This is a genomic window from Granulicella sibirica (assembly GCF_004115155.1).
In the GTDB taxonomy this organism is placed as follows: domain Bacteria; phylum Acidobacteriota; class Terriglobia; order Terriglobales; family Acidobacteriaceae; genus Edaphobacter; species Edaphobacter sibiricus.
On record NZ_RDSM01000002.1, the window covers coordinates 1,117,705 to 1,140,768 of the forward strand.

General features: G+C 60.2%; 11 protein-coding genes. 4 read left to right on the forward strand and 7 right to left on the reverse strand.

All coding sequences use genetic code 11. The annotated features are described in order from the left end of the window. Positions 1 to 3 precede the first annotated feature (3 nt). Positions 4 to 2,409: a lytic transglycosylase domain-containing protein gene (locus GRAN_RS15585; RefSeq protein ID WP_241654671.1), complete on the reverse strand. Its 2,406-nt coding sequence runs from the start codon at positions 2,407 to 2,409 to the stop codon at positions 4 to 6. Positions 2,410 to 2,628: 219 nt separating this feature from the next. Here GRAN_RS15585 and GRAN_RS15590 point away from each other — a divergent pair, with 219 nt between their 5' ends. Together GRAN_RS15590 and GRAN_RS15595 are read left to right on the forward strand one after the other, a co-directional pair. Further along, positions 2,629 to 3,276 carry a sigma-70 family RNA polymerase sigma factor gene (locus GRAN_RS15590; RefSeq protein ID WP_128913902.1) on the forward strand — a complete coding sequence of 216 codons (648 nt, stop codon included), beginning with the start codon at positions 2,629 to 2,631 and terminating at the stop codon, positions 3,274 to 3,276. Then, a complete protein-coding gene (locus GRAN_RS15595; RefSeq protein WP_128913903.1) occupies positions 3,273 to 3,515 on the forward strand; it encodes an anti-sigma factor family protein in 243 nt (80 codons plus the stop codon). The genes GRAN_RS15590 and GRAN_RS15595 overlap by 4 nt, the downstream gene beginning before the upstream one ends. Before the next feature lie 112 nt (positions 3,516 to 3,627). Here the strand turns inward: GRAN_RS15595 and GRAN_RS15600 are convergent, their stop codons facing one another. The 6 genes from GRAN_RS15600 to GRAN_RS15625 all read right to left on the reverse strand — a co-directional run bounded on the left by GRAN_RS15600 (position 3,628) and on the right by GRAN_RS15625 (position 20,909). Then, positions 3,628 to 13,362: an Ig-like domain-containing protein gene (locus GRAN_RS15600; RefSeq protein WP_338323444.1), complete on the reverse strand. Its 9,735-nt coding sequence runs from the start codon at positions 13,360 to 13,362 to the stop codon at positions 3,628 to 3,630. 395 nt (positions 13,363 to 13,757) lie between these two features. Then, a complete protein-coding gene (locus GRAN_RS15605) occupies positions 13,758 to 14,963 on the reverse strand; it encodes an efflux RND transporter periplasmic adaptor subunit (protein WP_192898022.1) in 1,206 nt (401 codons plus the stop codon). A 29-nt stretch (positions 14,964 to 14,992) separates the two neighbouring features. Continuing rightward, a complete protein-coding gene (locus GRAN_RS15610; protein ID WP_128913905.1) occupies positions 14,993 to 18,178 on the reverse strand; it encodes an efflux RND transporter permease subunit in 3,186 nt (1,061 codons plus the stop codon). Between the two features lie 194 nt (positions 18,179 to 18,372). Next, positions 18,373 to 19,596: an alginate lyase family protein gene (locus GRAN_RS15615; RefSeq protein WP_128913906.1), complete on the reverse strand. Its 1,224-nt coding sequence runs from the start codon at positions 19,594 to 19,596 to the stop codon at positions 18,373 to 18,375. Positions 19,597 to 19,732: 136 nt separating this feature from the next. After that, positions 19,733 to 20,311: a YceI family protein gene (locus GRAN_RS15620; RefSeq protein WP_128913907.1), complete on the reverse strand. Its 579-nt coding sequence runs from the start codon at positions 20,309 to 20,311 to the stop codon at positions 19,733 to 19,735. 130 nt (positions 20,312 to 20,441) lie between these two features. Beyond that, positions 20,442 to 20,909, reverse strand: a complete 468-nt coding sequence (locus GRAN_RS15625; RefSeq protein ID WP_241654674.1) for a MarR family winged helix-turn-helix transcriptional regulator — start codon at positions 20,907 to 20,909, stop codon at positions 20,442 to 20,444. 154 nt (positions 20,910 to 21,063) lie between these two features. Between GRAN_RS15625 and GRAN_RS15630 the strand changes: the two genes are divergently transcribed. Together GRAN_RS15630 and GRAN_RS15635 are read left to right on the forward strand one after the other, a co-directional pair. Then, on the forward strand, positions 21,064 to 21,693 hold the full coding sequence (locus GRAN_RS15630) for an NAD(P)-dependent oxidoreductase (protein ID WP_128913908.1): 630 nt from the start codon (positions 21,064 to 21,066) through the stop codon (positions 21,691 to 21,693). A 143-nt stretch (positions 21,694 to 21,836) separates the two neighbouring features. Further along, positions 21,837 to 23,030, forward strand: coding sequence for an acetate/propionate family kinase (locus GRAN_RS15635; RefSeq protein WP_128913909.1), 1,194 nt, complete (start codon positions 21,837 to 21,839; stop codon positions 23,028 to 23,030). Positions 23,031 to 23,064 lie beyond the last annotated feature (34 nt).

The window sequence follows — 23,064 nt, forward strand, 5'->3', positions numbered from 1 at the left end:
CTTCTAGTGCACAGGATAGAGCGCCCGGTACATCTCACGATTTCGCAGAATTGCCTGCACGTACTCCCGCGTCTCTGAATATGGAATCGACTCGACGTACTCCGCGACATCCTTGTAGTCGTTCGTTGATAGCCAGCGGCGAACAGGCGTGTCGCCCGCGTTGTAGGCTGCCAACGCGTATTCCGCCTGGCCGCCGAAGCGATCCAGCACCTCGCGCAGATTAGTCGTCCCCAGCAGCAGATTCGTCGATGGATTGAAGAGCTGCCGGGCGTCAAACCCACGCAGACCATTTTTCTTCGCAGCGGCTTTCCCGACGGATGGGAGCAATTGCATCAGTCCGTAGGCGTTTGCCGGACTGATTGCTCCAGCATTAAACTCGGACTCCTGCCGGATCAGAGACGCGACGAGGTGTGGATCAAGTCCGTTCCTTTGTGAGTCAGCGACCAGGTCGCTCCAATACGGTTGCGGGAAGAGGAGCCGCCAATAAATCGAAGGAACCTGGCTCATCGGGATCGAGAAGAACGAGATGCCGCTATGCTTCATCGACTGGAGCGCGCGCGTGTACTCGCCGAACGACGCGTAGATCTCCGCCTGCGCGAGCGCACCCCACTGCCCCGAGGTCGCACTCGCCTGGATCTCCGGACCGATGTACTCATTGAGCGCCGCATTGGCAAGCAGGCGAGCCTTGATTAAGTGCGGATCGTTCTCAGGCAACTCTCCCGTCAACTCCGGAACAGTTGGGGTCCTCACCGACGCGAGAGGCGCTGCCGCCGAAACGGTCACGGCCTTAGCCCCAATCACGGCGAGCCTCTGCCGAGCGAGCACGGCGTAGTAGAAGTTCACATAGTTGGTCGTCAGTGATCGGTAATAGTTCGCCGCCTGGCCGAAGTCCCCACCCTCATCCTCGTAGAGCCGCCCTCGCCAATACAACGCGCTAGGGGCCTCGATTCCTGCTGGATACATCGTGATCTGCTCATCCATCAACCGAGCCGCATCGGTATAGCGACGCAACCGGTAGCTCATCCATGCCGCCCGCCAATGAGCTGATGGCGCGTAAGTACTCTTCGGGAACAGACGCACCAGCGTCTGGTAGTTCGAGATCGCCTCCACCTGCTCGTGCTTCAGCAGGTGCATATTCCCGCCCGAATAGAGACCCTCTTCGGTCCACCGGCTCGCGGGGAACCGGCTCACCAACTCGGCTACCTGCCGATCGTTTCCCGTCACGTCATTCTCGTTACGAGCAAGCTCTGAAAGCAGATATAGCTTGAGCGCCGCGCTGTCATCATCCGTCTGCGGAAGCTTCTCCACGTCGTGACGGCTCAGGCGCTTCAGCTTCAAGTCGCAAACCGCAGCGTAGATCTCCAGTGCATCCTTGTCCCCCTGGCTCAGCCCTGGATCATTCTTTTCAAGTGCGTGATACTCCTGGCTTGCCTCTCCGTAGCGCTTTGCGTTGTAGAGCGCGTCCGCATGGATCTTTCGTTCGCCCGCAGTCAATGGCACATTCATGGCAGCAAGCTGGGTTCTGGCTTGTGACGCTTCAGCGGTCAGAGGCTGGCTCAGAAAGATGGTGCGAAAGACCGGCGTCGCACGAGCGGTATCGCCGTTCATCTGGTACGCGCGCCCGAGCGCATAGCGAAAGTCGGAGTGAACGGACTGCGGAGAACCATCAATCGGCGTGAGTACATTCAACGCGCCCTGGGGGTTGTTCTGCTGAAGATACAGATTGGCCAGAAGAACCGGGGCATTTGCCACGAAGATGCTTCCCGGATGCCTCTCGTCGAAGTGATCAAGCAGTCCATAGGCATCGGCTCCATGCCCGGCGGCGAGCGCGGCCTGCGCTCCCAGATAATCCGCATAATCGCTCAGCGCGTCGCCACTCGCACCCGCCTGCCGGTACGTGTTGGCAGCCTCTGGATATCGCTTATCGAGCATGTATGCATGGCCCAGAGCGAGAAACGCCGTCGCCGCCCCGTCGCCCGGATGCCCCTTTGCGTAGCTCGAGACCCCGTCGTAGGCGGCAGCCGATCGAGTCGACGCAAGTTGCTGCGCCATCGGACGAAGCTGCGACGAGGCCAGAAACGCGCTCGTCAGACGAATACTCTGCGCGGTGGCCACCGGCGCGGCGACAGGGTCTGCATGTCCAGCCAACCGTGGATGCTTGGTCGCCACACTCTTCCCTCCCTTCGTTGCGTGTTCTTTGGCGCCCGCCTTCGTAGGGCCTTTCTTTGGAGTTGAGGTCTTAGTTCCTGTCTTTGCCGTCTTCGCCTTGGAATGGGCGTGCACCGGTTTCTTGACCTCGGTGATTCCCATTGCCGGAAACGCCAGAAAAGAGATCAGCAGGGCCCCCGCCCGCATCCCAAGCCAACTTCCCAACCCAATCCTCTGCTTTCCAGCACACTGCATGATCATGACTCTAGCTGTTCTTATCGCACCGTGCGTCAACGGAACCCGTGCACGAACCACAACGGATACGCAATCCGCACGCGCATTGTCCCAGCCTACACCGGCGTTACCGTTTCGGAGCCTCCCGCGTTGCCCTAGAAGCGGTAGCCATTTAGTATGGCCTTTGAGCGATGTAATCGGTTCGGCTTTCCAGCCGCTCTCGCCAGATCCCTCTCAGTGCCACTCATGTCAGCAGCCTCGCCCACCATTCCGGTAGATACGCTCGTCCCGGTAGAGATTCATCCGGACGTCGCCCTCGTTGCGCGCGCCAAAGAAGGCGACACCGCAGCCTTCGAGCAACTCGTCCGCCAGTACGACCGTCAGGTCTTCCGCGTCGCCCAGCACATCACCCAGAACCGCGAAGACGCTGAAGACATCACGCAGGATGCCTTCCTCAAAGCCTACGAGAAGCTCGACCAGTTCCAAGGGAACTCCAAGTTTTCCACATGGCTCGTCCGCATCGCCGTAAACGAGAGCCTGATGCGCCTGCGCAAGCGTAAGACGAGCAAGACCGTCTCAATGGACGAAAATGTTCAGACCGATGAGGGTTCCATCCCGCGCGACTTTGCCGATTGGAGCCCAAATCCGGAGCAGCAATTCGGGACTTCCGAGCTCGGTGACATCCTCCGGAAGACAATTCAGGGGTTACCGCCAGGTTTTCGAACCGTTTTCACTCTCCGCGACATCGAAAACCTGTCGACCGAAGAGACCGCCGAAGCCCTTGGCCTCAGCGTTCCCGCCGTCAAGTCGAGACTTCTGAGAGCGCGTTTACAATTACGCGAACGTCTCAGCCGTTATTTCCGGCAGACTAAGACCGAGGGCCCCAAGCCGTGACCTGCACTGATTTTCTCAGCCAGCTTACCGACTACTTCGACGGACAGATTGATGCCGAGCTCCTCGCGGAAGTGCAAGGACACATCGCCGAGTGCCATCACTGTCATGTAGTCCTCGACACGACCAAGCAGACGATCGAAGTGTATCGGGATAACGAGATCTACGACTTCTCTCCCGAACTGCAGAGCCGCCTGCACGCCACGATCATGTCTCGCTGTCGCGAAGTAAAAGTTCGATAAGGCGCTCGGCCCCCTTCCTCCACGAGGAAAGAATCTGAACGAGGAGTTCTTTCGGCCAGAATCTTTAAGCCCGGACCCCAGCCCTCTTCGGCTAGGATCCGGGCTCAACTTTTTACAGCACTGACACCACAAGGACGTTGGTCGATCCGGAGATAGCGCCGGACGTCGCCGTCACTGTGCCCAGGCCGACTCCGATTGGAGAGAACGTCCCGGTCTGTGTGATCGATCCGACCACGATCCCGGTAATCGCCCAGTGCACGCTGTTCGTGATGTTCTGCATGCTTCCATCGCTGTACTGTCCCGTTGCGGTGTACTGCACGCTATTTTGAAGCAGATTGACGACCGGCTGATTCGCCGGAGTAACGACGATCGATTGCAGAACCGCGCTCGTGATCGTTACCGAGACGCTGCCAGTCACCGCTCCCTTCGTCGCCTTCGCCAGGAACGACCCGGTCGTAACACCAGTCGCTACACCGGTCGAGCTGACGACGCCGACAGCCGGTGTCTGCGAGGACCACGTCACCATCGAAGTGATGTCCTGCGTAGTCCCGTCCGTGTAGGTCCCGATCGCCTGCATCTGCTGCGACAGGCCAAGCGGAATGCTGGTACCCACCGGCAGGACCGCGATGCTCTGGAGCGCCGCCGCCGTGACCGTCGCCGGAACAGATTGGCTGATACCGTTGAGTGCAGCCGCGACCGTGGACGAGCCCGTCGCGACGCTGGTCAGCAGCCCCGTACTGCTGATCGTCGCCACAGAAGGTGCAGACGAGGTCCACTGCACCTGGGAGCTGATGTTGGCCGTACTGCCGTCGGTGTACGTTCCCGTCGCGGTCAATTGTGTGTGCAGACCAAGCGCAAGGCTCGGCGCCGCGGGCGTAATGGCGATAGAGCTGAGCACCGCCGCTGTCACCGTCACCGGTACCGCAGCCGATACCCCCTGAACCGTGGCCGTAACAGTCGTCGACCCAGCCGATACGCCCTGAACGACTCCACTTCCACTCACCGCCGCAGTCGAAGGGCTCGCGCTTGTGAAGGTGGTCGAGACCGTCAGGTTCGCCGTGCTTCCGTCGGTATAGACGCCGGTCACAGTAAGCGCCTGCGTCGTTCCTGCAGGAAGTGAGATCGACTCCGGCCTGATCGTCAGTGAACTAAGCTGCGCAGGCTGAATCGTAACCGTAGCCGACCCGGTCACTCCACCGGAGGTGGCCTGCACCGTGATCGTTCCCGCCGCACTCGACGTCAGGAAGCCCTTGCTCGCGCCCGAGTCGCCGACCGTCGCTTTGGCCGGGTTCGAAACACTCCAGTGCGCCGAGGCCGTGATCGTTTGCTGCGTGCTGTCGCTCAAGGTCGCGGTCGCGGCAAACTGCTGCGTCTGCCCGGCAGCGAGGGTCACGGATACCGGACTCACGGAGATCGATGTCACCACCGCGCTTGTTCCCGTGACCATGACCGTACCGTTAGCACCTCCGCTGGCAGCCGTAATCGTGGCGTTACCGGCCTGCGCTTGGATCACATTCCCCGTAGAGCTGACCGAGGCCGTCGCCGGAGCCGAACTGCTCCAGGTCGCGGTGTTCGTTAGATCTTCCGTGCTTCCGTCCGAGAACGTTCCGGTAGCCGTAAGCTGCTGACTTGTACCAGCCGCGAGACTGACCGGAGAAGGCGTGATCGCAATCGAGGTCAGCACCGCATTGCTGATAGTCGCGGTCAGCGTAGCCGAGGCAGACCCAAGTGTCGCCGTGATCGTCGCCATGCCCGCTCCCGCCGCGGTCAACTTCCCATTCACATCGACGGTGGCCACACCCGCATTCGACGTCGAGTAGGTCGCGCTCGTGGTCACATCCTGCGAGCTGCCATCGGTGAAGGTCGCCGTCGCCATGAGCTGCTGCACCCCACCAGCCGCCAGAGACACCGAAGACGGCGTAAGCTGCACGCTGACCACGGTCGCCGCGGTGACGTTCAGGGCAGCCGTGTTGCTCACCGTGCCCGATTGCGCCATGATCGTCGAAGAACCAACGCTCGTCGTCGAAGCCAGACCGGAAGCGCTGATCGTAGCCGCCGCCGTATTGCTCGAGGACCACGTGACCGACGTCGTCAGATCCTGCGTCGAGCCATCGCTTAGGGTTCCAACCGCGCGATACTGCTGCCCGGTACCAGCCGCCACACTCACCGAGGCTGGCGTCACGGCAAGCGACACAAGCGTAGCCGGGCTGACCGTCAGAGTCACCATCGTACTCTGCCCGAGGTAGGTGGCCGTGATTTGCGTGTTCCCCGCCCCGGTTCCCATAGCCGAGCCGCTGCTGTTGATGCTCGCCACGGAACCGGCCGACGAAGACCAGGTGACCTGTGTCGTAAGGTTCTGCGTGGAGGCATCCGAGTACGTTCCCGTGGCCGTGAACTGCTGTGCTGTCCCCTTCGCAATCGAAGCCGAAGCCGGCGTGATCGCGAGACTCACCAGCGTTACCGGGGCAGTCGTGACCGTAAGTCCGGTCGAACCGCTGATCAATCCCGAGGTAGCCTGAATCGTCGTCGTCCCGACGGCGATCCCCGTAGCCAGCCCAGCGGCGTTGATCGTGGCAGCGGCAGGCGTCGAACTCGACCAGGTCACCGATCCCGTCACGTCAGCCGTGCTCGTATCGGAGTACGTGCCAGTCGCATGGAACTGTAGATTCGTGGTCGCCGCAACGCTTCCGTTCGCAGGGGTCACCGCGACCGACAGAAGCGTCGGCGCAAAGACCAGCGTCACCGTAAGCACTGTGGAACTCGAGAAACTCCCGGATACCGCTTGAATCGTTGTTGTCCCGGGCGCAAGCGCCTGAGCAAGCCCACTCGCGTTGACGGTGGCGACGGTCGTATTGCTGGAACTCCATGTACTTGTTCCGGTAACATCCGCCGTCGTTCCGTCGGTGTAGGTCGCCGTCGCAGTGAACTGTTGGCTCGCGATGCTCGTGATACTCGGATTACGAGGCGACACGGAGATCGAAGCCACCACCGCCGGAGTCACCGACACGCTCGGTGTCGTGGCGCTCCGACCCTGGTAGGTAGCCGTCAACTGCGCGGAGCCAACACCCGCACCCGTCGCCAGCCCATGGCTATCGACCGTGATCGCCGAAGCGTTCGAGGTCGTCCAGGTCGCCGACGAGGAGAGATTCTGCGTCGTTCCGTCCGAGTAGGTTCCGGTCGCGGTGAACTGCTGCGTGGTCCCCTTCGCAAAGGATGCGGGAGTCCCCGGCGTAATCGCAATCGAGACAAGGGTAGCGGTCGTCACATTCACCGTGAACGTGCTCGTCATCCCACCGGCCGTAACCGTCACCACGCTCGTGCCCGGAGCGACGCCGCTCACCAGGCCCGTCGCGCTGACCGTGGCCACCGTCGGGTCGGAAGAGCTATAGGTAGCGCTCCCGGAAAGATCCTGCGTGCTTCCATCCGAGAAGTTTCCCGTCGTCGTCACCTGCGCCGTTGTTCCCGCCGCGACACTCGGAGTTGCCGGGCTGAACGCGATCGAGACCAGCGTCGCCGGTGTCACAGTAAAGCTACTCGTGGACGCAGTCTGTCCCTGATAACTCGCCGTGAGTTGCGCTGCACCCGTCCCCTCTCCAGTCGCCAGGCCGTTCGCGTTGATCGCAACGATGGCCCCGTTCGAGCTCGTCCAGGCCACGTTTGTCGATAGGTTCTGCGTCGACCCGTCGCTGAAGGTTCCCGTCGCGGTGAACTGCCGTGTGGTGCCCTTCGCAACCTGGGCATTCGCCGGGGAGATCGCAAGGCTGGTCAACGTCGCCGCTGTAATCGACACCGTTCCACTCGTAGCCGTCACGCCGTTCAGCATTGCGGAGACCGATCCGCTTCCCGTCCCGTCGCTGTCCGCAAGACCGTTCTGATCGATAGTCAGAATCTGCGGGTTGCTCGACGTCCAGGTCGCCTGCGTGGTCACATCCTGCGTCGTCCCATCCGAGAAGGTCGCAATCGCCGTGAACTGTGCAGTCGTACCATTCGCAAGGCTCGGGCTCGCCGGAGTGATCGCGATCGAGACGAGCGTCGCCGGCGTCACGGTGACCGACGGCGTCGTAACACTCTGCCCATCCACCGTAGCCGTAATCTGGCTTGAGCCCGGCGCGACCCCGCGCGCGACCCCGCTCGCCGACACATCAAGAATCGAGACATTTGAACTCGCGAAGGTAGCAAGGTCGGTGAGATCGTGCGTCGATCCGTCCGAGAACGTGCCGATGACCTCGAACTGCTGGCTCGTTCCCGCCGCAAAGCTCGGACTCCCCGGAACGATGGAGATCGAAGTCAGCGAAGCCGGCGTTACCTGCACAGCGGCCGTTGTCGCGCTCTGCCCCATATAGGTCGCAGTGAACTGAACGGCTCCGGGGGCCACTCCGACCGCAAGCCCTGTCGAGGAGATAAAGGCTACGCCTGACGCCGAACTGCTCCAGGTGGCCGATGAGCTCAGATCCTGCGTGCTTCCGTCCGAGAACGTACCCTTAAGGGTGAACTGCTGCGTCACTCCTGCCGCAAAGCTCGCTCCGCTCGGGCTGATAGCCACCGAAGTAAGCACAGCGGCGGTCACATGGACCACCCCGCTATACTGCACGGTGCCCATCTGAGCCTCGATATCCACTAGCGCTGGCAGCAGGCCGGTCACAAGTCCCGTGCTGCTGACCGTCGCGTTCGCCGTATTCGCCGATGTCCACGTAACCGTCGCCGAGAGGTCCTTGCTGCTTCCATCCGAGTAGGTGCCAATCGCGGTCAACTGCTCCGTCGTTCCCGTAGCAACATGGCTGCTTGTCGGCTTGACCACGATCGAGTTCAGCGTGGGATTACCAGAGCCTATCGGCTGCACCGTCACCGTGTCGGTCGAGACAGTCGAACCCAATTGAGCCGTGATGGTCGCCGTCGCGATGGTAGCGGTCGTATGAGCCGTGGCAAGACCAGAGCTATCGATGCTCAACAGGGCAGCGTTGCTCGAACTCCAGGAAACGGTGTTCGAGATATCCTGCGTCGTCCCATCGGTATAGGTCGCGGTCGCGGTAAACTGCTGCGTCCCTCCCGCCGTTAAGCTCGGAGACGGTGGGGTGATCGCAATCGACGCCACCGCCGCAGGAGTCACCTGGAAAGTAGACGTAGTCGCGGTCTGCCCCTGATAGGTAGCCGTCAAGTGCGCCGAACCAACACCCGTCGCGGTCGCCAGCCCATTCATGTCGACGGTGAATACTGTTGGATCTGAACTGATCCATACCACTCCAGTCGAAAGGGTCTGCGTCGACCCATCGGAGAAAGTTCCGGTAGCGGCGAACTGCTGCGTCGTCCCTTTGGCAAAGGCAGCCGGGCTGGAAGGAGCGATTGCAACCGAAACCAGGGTCACGACCCTTGCTGTTGCCGTGAACGTGCTCGTTACACCATCGACCTGCACGGTAATCGTACTTGTCCCCGAACTCACTCCAGAGATGAGTCCCGTCGGGCTCACGGTGACCGCCGTTGGATTCGAAGAGCTATAGGCCGAGATGCTTGAGAGATCCTGCGTGCTCCCATCCGAGAACGTTCCGGTCACCGTAACCTGCGTGGTGCTTCCCACCGCAACGGTCGGGTTCGCAGGACTAAACGCCACCGAAACAAGCGTCGCCGGCGTAACCAAGAACGCCGTCGTCGACGCGCTCATACCCTGGTAGCTCGCCGTGACCTGCGCCGAGCCCACGCCCGTGCCCGTAGCCAGGCCGGCAGCGTTGATCATGACGACGCCGCCGTTCGAACTCGTCCAGGTCACGCTTGTCGAAAGGTTCTGTCTCGTACCATCGGCGAAGGTCCCGGTCGCGGTAAACTGCTGCGTCGTTCCCTTCGCAATCTGCACAGTCGTCGGAGAGATGGTCAGATTCGTCAGCGTGGTCGAGGTCACCGTGACCGCTCCGGTAGTGCCTGTCACCCCGTTGAACGTCGCCGTAACCTGCGCGCTCCCCACACCACGAGCAGTCGCCAGACCGTTCGTATCGATGGTCAATACTTGCGGATTGTTCGAGGTCCAAAGGGTCTGCGTGCTGAGGTCTTGCGTGGAACCGTCCGAAAAAGTTCCAGTCGCAGTGAATTGCAGCGTCGTTCCATTCGCGAAACTGGGGCTGTTCGGGGTAATCGCAATCGAGGCAAGCGTGGCCGCAGTCACCGTCACAGACTGGGTCGTCGCGGCGAGGCCACTGGCCGAGGCAGTGATCCGCACGTTCCCAGGTGCCACCCCAGTCGCCAGTCCGCTCCCGGAGACCACGACAACGGCCGGATTAGAACTGACAAAAGTCGCGTTTTCCGTGAGGTCCCGCGTCGTGCTATCGCTATACGTTCCCGTCAGCTTGAACTGCTGCTGCGTGCCCCTCGCGAAAGTCGGGTTCGAGGGCGTGAGAGCAACCGAAACTAGCGCTGCCGAACTCACCTGCACCGGAGTCGTCGTTGCTGTCTTCCCACCATACGACCCGGTAAATTGCACCGACCCCGTACTCACGCCCGTAGCGAGCCCCGTGTTTGAGATCGTCGCCACCGCAGGCGCGGAACTCGTCCAAGCCGCAAACGCGCTTAGATTCTGCATGCTTCCGTCGGAGAACGTTCCAGTCAGGGTGAACTGCTGCGGGCTTCCAATCGCCAGGTTCGCGCCGCTCGAGCTAATCGCGACCGAGGTGAGCGTCGCATTCGTCACCTGCACGAACGCCGTGGCCTGCACCCCTCCCACCTGCGCCTGAACGCTCACGAGACCAGCCGCCTTGCCGGTCACCAGGCCCGTCGAGCTCACTGTGGCGAGGGTCGCATTGGAAGTCGTCCACGTTGCGGTGGCGCTCAGGTTCTGCAAGCTTCCATCCGAGTAGGTTCCGAAAGCCGTCAACTGCACTGGCGTTCCGAAGGCGATCTGGCTGCTCGTGGGGCTCACGCTGATCTGCGTAAGCGTCGGACCCGTCGGCGGAACCGCTGCGGGTTGCACGGTCACCGTTGCGGCTGACGTCGTCGCCCCGGAGACACCGGTGATCGTCACCGTCAGCGCGCTGCTCACGCTCTGAGCCGTGGCAAGGCCCGTGGAGTCGATGCTGAGCACAGCGGGGTTGCTGGACGTCCATGTAGTCGAAGAAGAAACATCGTCGGTAGTGCCGTCGTCGTACGTGATGATGTCACTGAACTTCTGGGTCGTCCCGGCAGTGATAGTCGGATTAGCAGGCGTGACGCCCTGCGAGGTGACGACGTTGCTCTCAACCCGGAAGGTCGAGGAGGCTGCCAGGCCCTGGAAGGCAGCCGTGACGGTCGCGGTGCCGACTCCCACACCGTAGATGGGAGGAACACCGATGACGGCCGCCACCTGCGGATTGTCGACGGAGAAGAAGCCGTTGAAAACAGTCAGGTCTTGAACGTGTCCGTCGCTGAAGGTGCCGAGCAGCGTTATGGCCTTATTCTGGAGCTTGCGGATGGTGTTGCTCGCGGGTGTAAGCACGAGCGAACTCACCCTGGCGTTCGTGACGGTAATGTTCGTGGCCCCGCTGAACAGCCCACGTTGCGCCTGGACGAAGCCCGCCCCGGGGCTCACCCCCGCGACCTGGCCGTTCAGGATGACGTTGACGATGGAGGGTGTGGGCGTGGACCAGACCGCATCCGCGCTGAGATCCTGCGTCGTTCCGTCCGAAAAGGTTCCCATCAGCTTCATCGCCAGGTTGACGCCTACCGGCAGCTCGCTATCCGCAGGCGTCACGGAGACTGACGAGAGCGTGGCGTTCGTGGACGTGAGCGGGGCGGTGACAGTCTGTCCAAAGATGCTTGCCGATACCTGAACGGCACCCGCCTTCAGCCCAGTCACTGTGCCATCATTATCCGCAGTGGCGACCGTCGGGTCGGAAATAGAATAGATGGCATCGGGTGATAAATCCTGGATCGTCCCATCGCTAAAGAAACCCGTCACGGTGTACTGCTGAGCGGTCTGGGCAGCGATCTGCGCCGTGCTGGGGGAGATCGCAAGGGTCTGCAGTGTGGCGGCAGAGACGGTAACTGGCACGCTAACCTGCGAGATTCCGAGAAGCGTCGCCGTGACCGTGGTGGTGCCCAGTTTTCCGCTCTTCGCTCTGCCATTTCCATCAATCGTCAAAACCGCCGGATCGCTCGAGGTCCAGACCACCACGGGGCTGATATCGCCCTGAACGCCGCTGGAGAAGTTGCCAATCGCGATAAAGTCCATCGTGGTCCCAAGAGCGAAGCTGAAGTTCGCAGGCAGGACGATGATCGAGTTGAGTGTGAGCGGGACCCCGGAGACGCTTCTCACGGCTGTCTTACCGAAAACAGTTGCCGAAATCTGTGTTGACCCCAGGCTTAGTGCTTGCGCCGCCCCAGTGGAGCTGACGTAAAACACGGACGGATCGTCCGAGACCCACGTCGCGAGCGTGGTCAGATCCTGAATCGTACCGTCCGAGTAGTTCCCGATAAGGCGTGCATGCTGCGGGATGCCCACAACGGCCGCCGCGTCGTCCATATCGATGATGGTCGAGATAAGCGTAGGAGGAAGAACTTGGAACACCGGAGATATTGCCGTCAGGCCGCCGAAACTCGCCGTGAAGTGCACGGCGCCTGCCGCAATGCCCAGCGCCCAGCCTGTACCGCTGTCGATCGTCGCAACAGAGGGATCGGAGCTCTGCCAGTTGCCGGACAGACTGAGATCCTGCGTAGTTCCATCGGAGAATTTCCCGATCAGCATGACCTGCTGCTTGGACCCGATGGGAAAGAGAGCGTCCGAGGACTGAATGCCCAGAGAAGAGATCGTCGCGGGGGTGACAATCACGACGCTCGCAGACTGAACCGGCCCCATCGACGCCGTGACCTGCGTCGTCCCCGGGGAGAGTGCCTGGTCGATGCCCGCCTGATCGACGCTGGCGACGGAATCACTGTCCACCGCACCTCGAACACTGCGCCCATGTGCTCCCAAGCCGCCGGCCACGTTGCTTGTAGCATTGACCGTCCCCGAGACACCCCAGGTAACCAGGGAGCTGACATCCTGCTGGCTCCCGTCGGAGTAGATGGCGGTCGCGGTGTGCTGCTCGGCAGATCCCTGCGCAATGCTGCTGCTTGTTGGATTGACGTAGAGCGAAGTAACGGTGGCCGCCGGAGTCACCTGCACGGGGACGTTCGACGTGATGGAGCCGAGCGTCGCGGTCAGGGTGACTGTCCCGGAGGTCGTGACTGCGGCGGCCGTGGCGAGGCCCGTGGAGGTGATGGTCAGCAGGGAGGGGTTGCTCGAGCTCCACGTGACGCTCCCGCTAAGGTCGATCATGCTGCCGTCGGCATACCTTCCAGTGGCAGTAAACTGTTGCGTCTTTCCCCCCGCGACGCTCGCCGTAACGGGAGTAATCGCGATGGATGAGGGGAGGGCGGTGTTCACCGTTCCAGGCGCAGTCGCGGTCTGCCCCCCGGCTACGCAAGTGACGTTGTAGGAGCCGTTCGCAACAGCCGTCAGTAATCCTGTGGTCGCGTTGATGGTAGCGACGCTTGTTGGAGAGACGCTCCATGTAGCTCCGGAAGGTGCTCCGGTGGTCTTGTCCGTGTAGCTGGCGCTTGCGGTGTACGCCTGGGTTTGCCCTGCGGAGAGCGCGGCATTCTGCGGACTAACGGTAAGAGCGGTCACAGTGGCAGCTCCCACCGAGACGCCGAAGGTCCCTTTATCACTGGAGACAACAGCGGTAATCGTGACGCTTCCGGAAGCCACGCCCGTCAGGAGACCCGTGCTGCTTACCGTGGCCACGGCAGGGCTTGACGAGGTCCAGGTCGCCGTCCCCGTTACATCGGATGTCTGTTTCGAAAAGCTCGTGTCGATCGCGTGCAGCTGCATCGTAGTTCCGGCCACCACGAACTACCGCTGCCCGTAATCGTTACATACCCCGGATCAGTCCGCGGACCACACCCAAGGACGAGCACACCAAGAAGCAGCGCCACGAGAGACAAATAAACGCGTGAGACGGTGTGCCGCTGGACCATAAGGAGCCTCCAGCGCGTTCATCGGATCAGGCAGGTAATACTTTAGAAGCAGCCCGTGGAACCTTTAGTCACCCTTTTTGGAACGGTAACTCTCGTCCCGGGTGCCAATTTAGGAATCGCGAGGACACGGCAGGTGTGCGCGATGGCAAGCCTTGCCATCGCATCAGACGTTCCTGCGCCATGTCCTCCATTCCCGTATCGGCAGAGCTTGCAAATACATCAGCAAACCAAACATCCAGAGACCGCACGATTGCGTAAACCGTCCCGCTACTGCTTCGAGACACGAACTTCGGTGCCATTCGTCAGCGAATCCGACGGATTCACGATCACCTGGTCACTCGCTCGCAGGCCGGCTATCACCTCGACCGTTGAGCCAAAATCACGGCCAATCGTAATCGGGATCAGAGCCGCCTTCCCATCCCTCACCACGCCAACTCGAAGCCCCTCTGACCGGAATAGAAGTGTATTTGCGGGCACCACAAGCGCTTCAGCTGCAGTCGGCGCAACGCGCGGCATCTTTAGATGTACAAAGGCATAAGCCCCTGTCTTCACCCGGCCATTTCCGTTGTTCAGGTCCACCTCAACATTCAACGTACGAGACGCCGGATCGATCGAATCCGAATCCCGCACAATCGTCCCTTCGAACGTCTCACCCGGAAACTCATCGAACGTCAGCGTAGCCTTTGCGCCCGTCTCGGCAGCGCGGCTGTCAACCTCTGGAACCGCGACATAGACGCGAAGCCTGTCCGTCGCCGATATATGAAACAGCTCTTTCGGAGCCGAAGCCGAACCCGCATCGATCAGCGCCCCGATGTCCGTGTTACGCGCCGTAATTACACCCGTAAATGGCGCATATACCTTTTCAAAAGATTGAAGTTGCTGAATGCGATCGACGTTAGCCTTCATCGAAGCCACCGTGGCCTGCCTGGCACTCAGTTCGTGCACGTACTGATCCGTCTCCTGTTTCGACACGGAGTTCGTCTTCAGCAATCCGTTCCAGCGGTCAGCCGTGATCTGCGCAAGCTCTTCCGTCGTTTGCGCGTTCTTCAAATCCGATTTTGCCTGCTCCAGCTGCTGATCCACCTCAGGACTATCGATCACAGCAAGCAGTTGCCCCTGCTTCACATGCGCGCCAATATCGAAGTACCACTTCTTGAGATATCCATTAGTCCGCGCATAAATCGCCGCATCGTTGAGTGGTTGCGTGTTGCCCGGCAGAACGACCTCCTCCGCGGAGGTATTCGACTTCGGCTGAATCACGCTCACGATCGGCACCGCGGACGACTCTGTTTCGCTCCCAAGCTCACTCGCCGCAGCCGACCGGCTATGAATGCCGAGGAAGATGACCACGAAAAGCGCTACTGCTGCGATCGCAGCAAGAACAAGAAACCCCCGTGGTCTTGCCGGAGGTGCCTGCGTGGGCGCCGTCTCTTTCGCTCTTTGATCCTGCTTACCGTCTTCGATCACGCTCATGCTCATCACTCCATCTGTCTGCTCGGTCATCATGCGTGCCGAGATACTTCCATCTGGTCTGTCGTGGTCTGCCCATCCGCCATAGGACGTAGGTACTTGCGATGCAGAAGGCTGAACACCGAAGGCACGAAGAACAAGGTCGCAACGGTGGCGCACATCAAGCCGCCGATCACAGCGCGCCCAAGCGGCGCATTCTGCTCACCGCCATCCCCGAGTCCAAGTGCCATCGGAATCATGCCAATGATCATCGCCAGCGCGGTCATCACAACCGGCCGGAAACGAGTCGTTCCGGCCTCAATCGCGGCGCTCACCGAATCGCCATGATGCTCCAGCCTCTCCTTGGCGAAGGACACCACAAGAATACTATTTGCCGTCGCGACGCCCATGCACATGATCGCGCCCATCAGCGCCGGAACGCTCAATGTCGTATGCGTGATGAAGAGAAACAGCACGATACCCGCGAGCGCCGCCGGCAGCGCTGTCACGATAATGAACGGATCGAGCCACGACTGGAAGTTCACCACGATCAGCATGTACACCAGAACAATCGCGAAACCCAGTCCGCCGATCAGCCCGATGTAGGAGCTCCGCATCGTCCCATACTGCCCGCGCAGCGTGATGAAGCTTCCACGCGGCAGAAGTTTACGGTTTTCATCAATGATCCGGTTCACATCTCGCCCAACAGACCCAAGGTCGCGGTCCTGCACCGCACCATAGATGTCGACGGTACGCCGGATATTGTAGTGATTGATGGACGCCATCTCGTCGTTTCTCTGGATGGAGGCAATATCGTCCAGGATCTCCGTTTTCTTCGCGGTCGGCCCGCTAATGGTCATGTTTTTCAGATCGGCCGATGACTGCATGTCGTACTGCGGTGTCTGCGTCACAAGGTTGTAGTTCACGCCGTTCTTCGTATTCAGGTAGAACATTGGCGTCACCTGAAAACTTCCGCTCAGCGAAATCAGCATGCTGTTCGCCACGTCGCGCTCGGTGAACCCGGCCTGCGCCGCCTTCGTTCGATCCACCGCGATATGCAGCTTCGGATAATCGAACTGCTGCTGAATCCTGAGATCCGCAAGCCCCGGAACATGTCGCAGCTCACTCAGCATCTTCTCCGCGACTTTGTGGTTCCCTTCCACATCCGCCCCATCGATCTGCACATCGATCGGCGCTGGCAGACCAAAGTTCAACGTCTGCGTCACGATGTCTGCCGGCAAGAAATAGAACGTAACTCCGGGATACTTCGAAGCGAGGCCATTCCGCAGGCGGCGCACGTAGTCTGCGGTCGCGTGGTGCTTCTCCTTCAACGAAACAAGCACATCCGCATCCGCCGCGCCCGTCAGTCCCGAACGGCTGTAGATGTAGTTGATCGAGCTGAACGGAAGCCCTATGTTATCCAATACATTCTCAAGCTCCCCAGCCGGAATCACCTGCCGGATCGAACCTTCTACCTCATCCGCAAGCCGCGCTGTCTCCTCGATACGTGTACCAGTCTTCGCCCGAATATGAAGGATGAATTGCCCGCTATCGGTATCGGGAAAGAAGTCCTGTCCAAGCCATGGAACAAGCAGAAACGCACAGAGACATACTCCAAGAAAGCCCGGGATGAACACTACGCGCATCGATACAAGCCATCGCAGAAGCCGCTCATACGAAAGCCTTGTAGCTTCAAAAACACGCTCAAACCCACGCTGAAAGCGTGTAAACGGATTCCGTGTCTCCTTCGGAGCTTCGTGCTTCGCCTTCAACAGGTACATCGCAAGTGTTGGCACAAGCGTACGCGAAAGCAGGTACGACGCAATCATCGCGAACACAACCGCCTCGGCCAGAGGCACGAACAGATAACGCGCCACACCCGACAGAAAAAACATCGGCAGGAAGACGATGCAGATACACAGCGTCGAAACAAGCGCAGGCACCGCAATCTGCGCGGCTCCTTCAAAAATCCCCTCTCGCAGCGGCGCCCCATCCTCCAAATGCCGTTCAATGTTCTCGATCGTCACCGTCGCATCGTCGACCAGGATGCCCACGGCCAAGGCAAGCCCGCCCAGCGTCATGATGTTGATCGTCTCGTGCAAAAAGCTCAGCACCATCACCGACGTGAGGATCGAAAGCGGAATCGAAACCGCAATAATGATCGTGCTGCGCCAGCTACCCAGGAACAGCAGAATCATGATCCCCGTGAGCGCCGCCGCAATAATCGCCTCGCGCACCACACCGGAGACTGCCCCACGCACAAATACTGACTGGTCCGACAGAGGCTGAATCTTCAGATCCGGCGGGAGAGTCTGCGCGACCCTCGGCAGAATTGCCCGAATCCCTTTCACCACATCGATTGTCGAAGCATCGCCGGCCTTGAAGATCGTTACCAACCCACCGCGATTCCCATCCTGACGCACCACGTTGGTCTGCGGTGCGAACCCATCACTCACCGTCGCCACATCCCGCACATACACCGTCGACGACCCCGTCGTCTTCAGCGGGATATCGTTCAACTCTTGCACCGTCTTCGCGTCCGCGTTCAGATCGACGTCATACTCAAACTGCCCGATCTTCGCCGTGCCGCCCGGCAGGATAAGGTTCTGCTGCCCAATCACGTTCAGCACATCCGTCGGTGAAAGCCCCTTCGCCTGCAGCAAATGCGGATTGAGATTCACCATCACCTGCCGCGTCCGACCGCCAAACGGATACGGCACCGCCGCCCCCGGAACTGTCACTAACTGCGTACGCAAGAAGTTCAACGCGAGGTCGTTGAGCTGCGACTCCGTAAGGTTCTTCCCCGAAAGCCCAAGCTGCAGAATCGGCACCGTCGACGCGTTGTAGTTAATGATCAGCGGAGGCAGGGATCCCGGTGGCATCTGCCGCAAAATCAACTGCGACACAGCCGTGATCTGCGCGTTCGCCCGGTCGATACTCGCCTTCGGCTGAAGGAAGACCTTCACGATCGACGTCCCGTTAATCGTCGTCGACTCGATGTGCTCGATGTTATCGACCGTGGTCGTCAACACCCGCTCATAGACCGTCGTAACGCGCCCTTCCATCTGCTCCGGGCTCAACCCCGTGTACGTCCAGGCCACCGCGATGACGGGAATATTGATGCTCGGAAAAATGTCCGTTGGTGTCCCCAGAATCACCACGGGGCTGAGGATCAGGATCAGCAGCGCCAACACGATGAAGGTGTAGGGTCGGTCGAGCGCGATCTTGACAATCCACATACGGGCAAGTCCTCTTGATCAAGTGTCGGATGGTTTCCTGGGTCGTGCGGCGATCAGGAGTTGTCTGATACCCATTGTAAGGTTTCGCGAGCAAAGGCAGGCAGACACACACGACCTCAGGACCTTTGCCCTTCGCTCGCGCGACCGCACATTTCTGATGCTCCACCACACCCGCGGGTCGCAGAAACGACCATCTATCGCCGTCCATGCGCCCCAGGAAACCAAAGAAGAGGCTGCCGCACCGGATAGTTCCGGATCACCTCCGCATCCGTCGGATCAGCGTTCATGCCCTTCCAAAGCTGCACATAGTCCTCGCGACTGCACGCAATTCCCGCGAACAGCAGCCCCGGCGATCGCACAGGAAGCGCGTCGAAGTGCTCCACGTCCTTCGCATAGGGCCACGCGTCTTTATCCTTCAAATAGGGATACAGAAACGCCGCTCCCTTGCAGATGCCGCGTCCGTCAGCCGTTACAAATCCAAACAGATCGTTCCCGCCATCCGCCAGCGATTGACAAATCATCGCCATCACATCGAAGTTGAAGATCGAATAGCTGTAGGGCTTCGTCCGAACCAGTTCCTTCGGAAAGCTCCCATCCTGCCCCATCTGGTCCGGTAGCAGAACCCGCTCATATTGCTCCCGCGCCTCACCCCGAGTCGTACCGTCCCCGATCAGCCGCGCGAACTCCGCGACCTGCAGCGCCCAGCAGGCCGCGTGGTTATTGAGCGCCTTGCCCTCGGTCTTCCCCTTCTCACTCGTCTTCAGCCAGTGGAGATAGTCTCGAAACCATCCATGCAGCGCAGTCTGCTCGGCCGGTGTCATCATGACCGGAGCAACATGACTCGCTGCCCGCGCCACCTCCACAAGATGGAGCGTATCGATGATCCCGTACGACCTCCCCGTCGACACGCCGTGCACGCCCTGCGAATACTCAAGGTTCGGCGTCATCCGCGTAGCCTCGGTCACAAACCATGCCCTCAGATGATCCGCAGCAGCCGCTCCATACCTCCGTTCGCCAGTCAAGACCCAACCCGCCGTCAATGCTGGCATCTGGATCGACAGGGCAATCATCGCCTTCCGATGGCCGCTAAAGTTATCCGGATTGCTCTGCCCATCCCGATTGACATAAGGTCCGTCCGGATGCGCAGGATCCGGCCAGAAGTAGTCCGCCTGCGAAAAGAAGTCGTGCGGACCACCCGGACTCTTCGGCGAAGGGAAATCCGTCAACGTCTTCGGCTTCTCCAAAACATACCTGTTCGCAGCCGCAAGAATCCTCCCACGATCCATCTTCGCGACCAACGCATATCCACTGCGCTCCCCACCCGGTAGAGCCCACCCATGCCCCCCCGAACTCAGGAGCACAGCGCCCGCCCCAGCGCAAAACGTCCTCCGCGAAACCCCCTGCCACTTCTCCGGCATACCTTGCTCCCAGAGCGATCTTAACCGCCGATCATCACAATACTCGGCACCAGCCTAAACAAGGAAGCAACGCTGAAAACAGAAAGCCCCCACTCTCATCGAGAGTGGGGGCTCTGGAACGGCCGAAACGTGAAGCTTACTTACCCGCTTCTACGTCGATCGTAAACTGGACATCATCGCCAAGCACCGGTGCGGTGAACTTCTGTCCGAAGCCGAAGTCGCTCCGCTTGATCTGCCCCGTCACGGAGAGTCCGGTTACTACCTTGCCGTTCTGACCAGGCTGCGGAGCCGACGGTCCATCCACCTCAAGCGTCGTGCTCTTCGTCACACCGCCAAGCGTTAGATCGCCAATCACCTTCAGCTTGCCACCCTCGCTGAAGACCTTGGTCGACTTGAAGGTCAGCGTTGGGGACTTCTCCACGTTGAAAAAGTCAGGCGACTTCAGGTGCGCATCGCGCTTCTCGTTGTTCGTCGTTACCGTCGAGGTCGTGGCGGTCGCGGTCACACTGTCCTTCGAAGGATCCTTCTCGTCCCACACGATCTCACCGGTTACGCCGCTGATCGAGCCGCGAACGTTGCTCACGCCCATGTGGCGGATCTGGAAGTTGATCTGTGAGTGGTTCTTGTCGATGGTCCAGGTAGAACTCTGCGCAAAAGCGCTCGTTCCCGAAAGCAGAAGAGCAGCGAAGGTAGCGGTAAAAAGGCGGCGGTTCATTGGTATTTCTCCTTGCATGGTTGATCGTCGAAATGGTTTGGGTGTCGATCCACTATAGCTCCGGCACCAATGAATATTGGTAACAAGTGACAACAAAATGACATTCGTTCTCAGCCGCTTCCCGTTGGAGCTAAGCAACCTGTTTCTTCTCCGGAGGGTTCCCGGCATCTTTCGCAAGATGCCCCATCGTCCTCAGCCCCTCATACATCATGGTCCGCTGCTCTTCGGAAAAGCTCTTCATCAGAAACTCAAGATCCTTCTCATGACGAGCGAACAGCTTCGTGATCAACCTGCGTCCCTGCGGCGTCAGAGACACCAGCCGAGCCCGCCTGTCTTCCTTGCTGTCCTTGCGCACCACGAACCCAAGCTTCTCCAGCCCATCGATCGCCGACGTCATCGAAGCACTTGCAAGCGACACCTTCTCCCCGATCGTGGAAATCGGCAGCGGCCCCTTGTGCAGCAGAACCTCGAGTATCATGAATTTGCTGAAACAGAGCCCATACTCCGTGATTGAGCGCTCGAGATACGGGACGATCGCCGCGTGAGCCCGGGTCATCACGAGCCACAGGCGAGCATCCGGGATTTCCTTTTCCTTCATCACATCCGAACTCCTGACCACTACGACATAAGATATCTCGACACCGAAAGAAGATCCAGAAATTTTGGAATAAACTTCGAGCCAAAGTATTTCGATACCGAAGTACTTTCCGTTGCATCTCAACAGATGCGAATTGATCGCAGGAGGAACACCCATGAAAGTCGTACTCTACGGAGCTACCGGAAAGTCCGGAGCCGTTATCCTCAAGGAACTCGTTGACCGTGGTCACACCGTCGTAGCCGCGGCCCGCAAGCCGGAAAATGTCGACAAACTCCCCAACGTCACCGCGGTTCAGGACGATCTCACGGACCTCGCCACCACCACCTCTATCATCCAGGGAGCAGACGCCGTTGTCTCCGCCCTTGGCCCTCCGCCCGAAAATACAGACGCCCTTCTCGCTCCCAGCGCCCTTCTCGTTAGCGCCATCGAGCAGGCAGGCGGCCCCCGCCTCATCGTCGTCGGCGGAGCAGGCAGCCTTTTCGTCGCCCCCGGTGTCACCCTGCATGAGTCCGGCTACCTGCCCGCTCCCTACCTGCCCATCAGCGCCACCCATGTCCAACTCCTTGAATCCATCAAGAAGAGCAGCATCGACTGGACCTACTTCAGCCCTGCGGGCTTCTTCGAGCCAGGCGAGCGCACCGGCAAGTTCCGCCTCGGCAAGGATGACCTCATCGCCGACGCCACCGGCACAAGCCGCATCTCGTTCGAGGACTACGCCATCGCCCTGGTCGACGAACTCGAAAAGCCGCGGCACCACAAAGCCCGCTTCACCATCGGCTATTAACACGCTTGCGCCTCACGACTTTCCAGCAGCGTGAGGCGCAACCCCTTCACATGGAGGCGACCATTAATCCGCATCTCACCCGATAGGTATAGCGTCGAAGGAAGAAGACCTCCAGGCACACGCTTCTCCCAAAGGACGGCAGGATGCACATACTGGTCGTAAACAGCGGATCGTCCTCGATCAAGTTCTCGATGTTCGAAACCTCGAGCCGCGAGCCGCAAACACTCTATGACGGTGAGATCAGCGGCATTGGCACACCGGCGGCCCACCTCGCCATCCACGGTATCGATCACCCTGTACCCTCGGACCCTAGCGCCGCCGATCCAATCGCCGCCACCCGCATCATCCTCGACACTGTATCCGCCCCTCGCATGCCCCCGGTCGAAGCCGTAGGCTATCGGGTCGTCCACCCCGGCCCCAAACTCAGCGACCACCAGAAGATAACCCCGGAGGTCCTCCACGACCTCGCGGAGGCAGTCTCCTTCGCGCCACTCCACGACCCCGCCGTCCTCGACGTCATCCGCGAGGGCCAGAAGCACTTCCCCGAAGTCTCCCACTACGCGTGCTTCGACACCGTCTTTCACCTCACCATGCCCGAGGAAGCAACCACATACCCCATCCCAAAGTCCTATCGCGATCAAGGTGTCCGCCGCTACGGCTTCCACGGCCTGAGCTGCGAGTCCATCGTCCGCCAGCTCCGCGCCTCGAATCTTCCCTTCCCAAAGCGCATGGTCATCTGTCATCTCGGCAGCGGATGCAGCGTCACCGCCCTCATAGACGGCCAGTCCGTCGACACTTCCATGGGCCTCACACCCACCGGGGGCGTCGTCATGGGAACCCGTCCCGGCGACCTTGATCCCGGCCTCCTCCTCTATCTCCTCCGTCAGCAACAGGGAGACCGCGAATCCGCAACCGCCGCAGTTGAAAAGCTTCTCAATCACGACGCCGGAATGATCGCCCTCACCAGCATGCCCAACGACGTAAAAGCCATCCGTGAGGCTTCGGCGAAGGGCAACAAAGAAGCCACCCTCGCCCTGAAGGTCTTTACCCGAAGCCTCACCAAAGCCATCGGCGGCTTCTCCTGGCTCTTAGGTGGTCTAGACGCCATCGTCTTCGCCGGAGGCATCGGAGAACACGACCCACTCACCCGCTACGAAACTCTCGCCTGCCTTGAGCCCCTAGGGGTTGCCATCAATTCTGCATTAAATCAGCAGAAAACGAATGGCGTGCGCGCCATCAGCGCATCAGACTGTAGGACAACCGTTTTTGTCATTCCGGCACAGGAAGATCTCACGATCGCCATGCACGTCGATCGCCTGGCCCGTTCCAACCAGTAAACATTCGACCGAACGCCACACTCACGGTACCGCA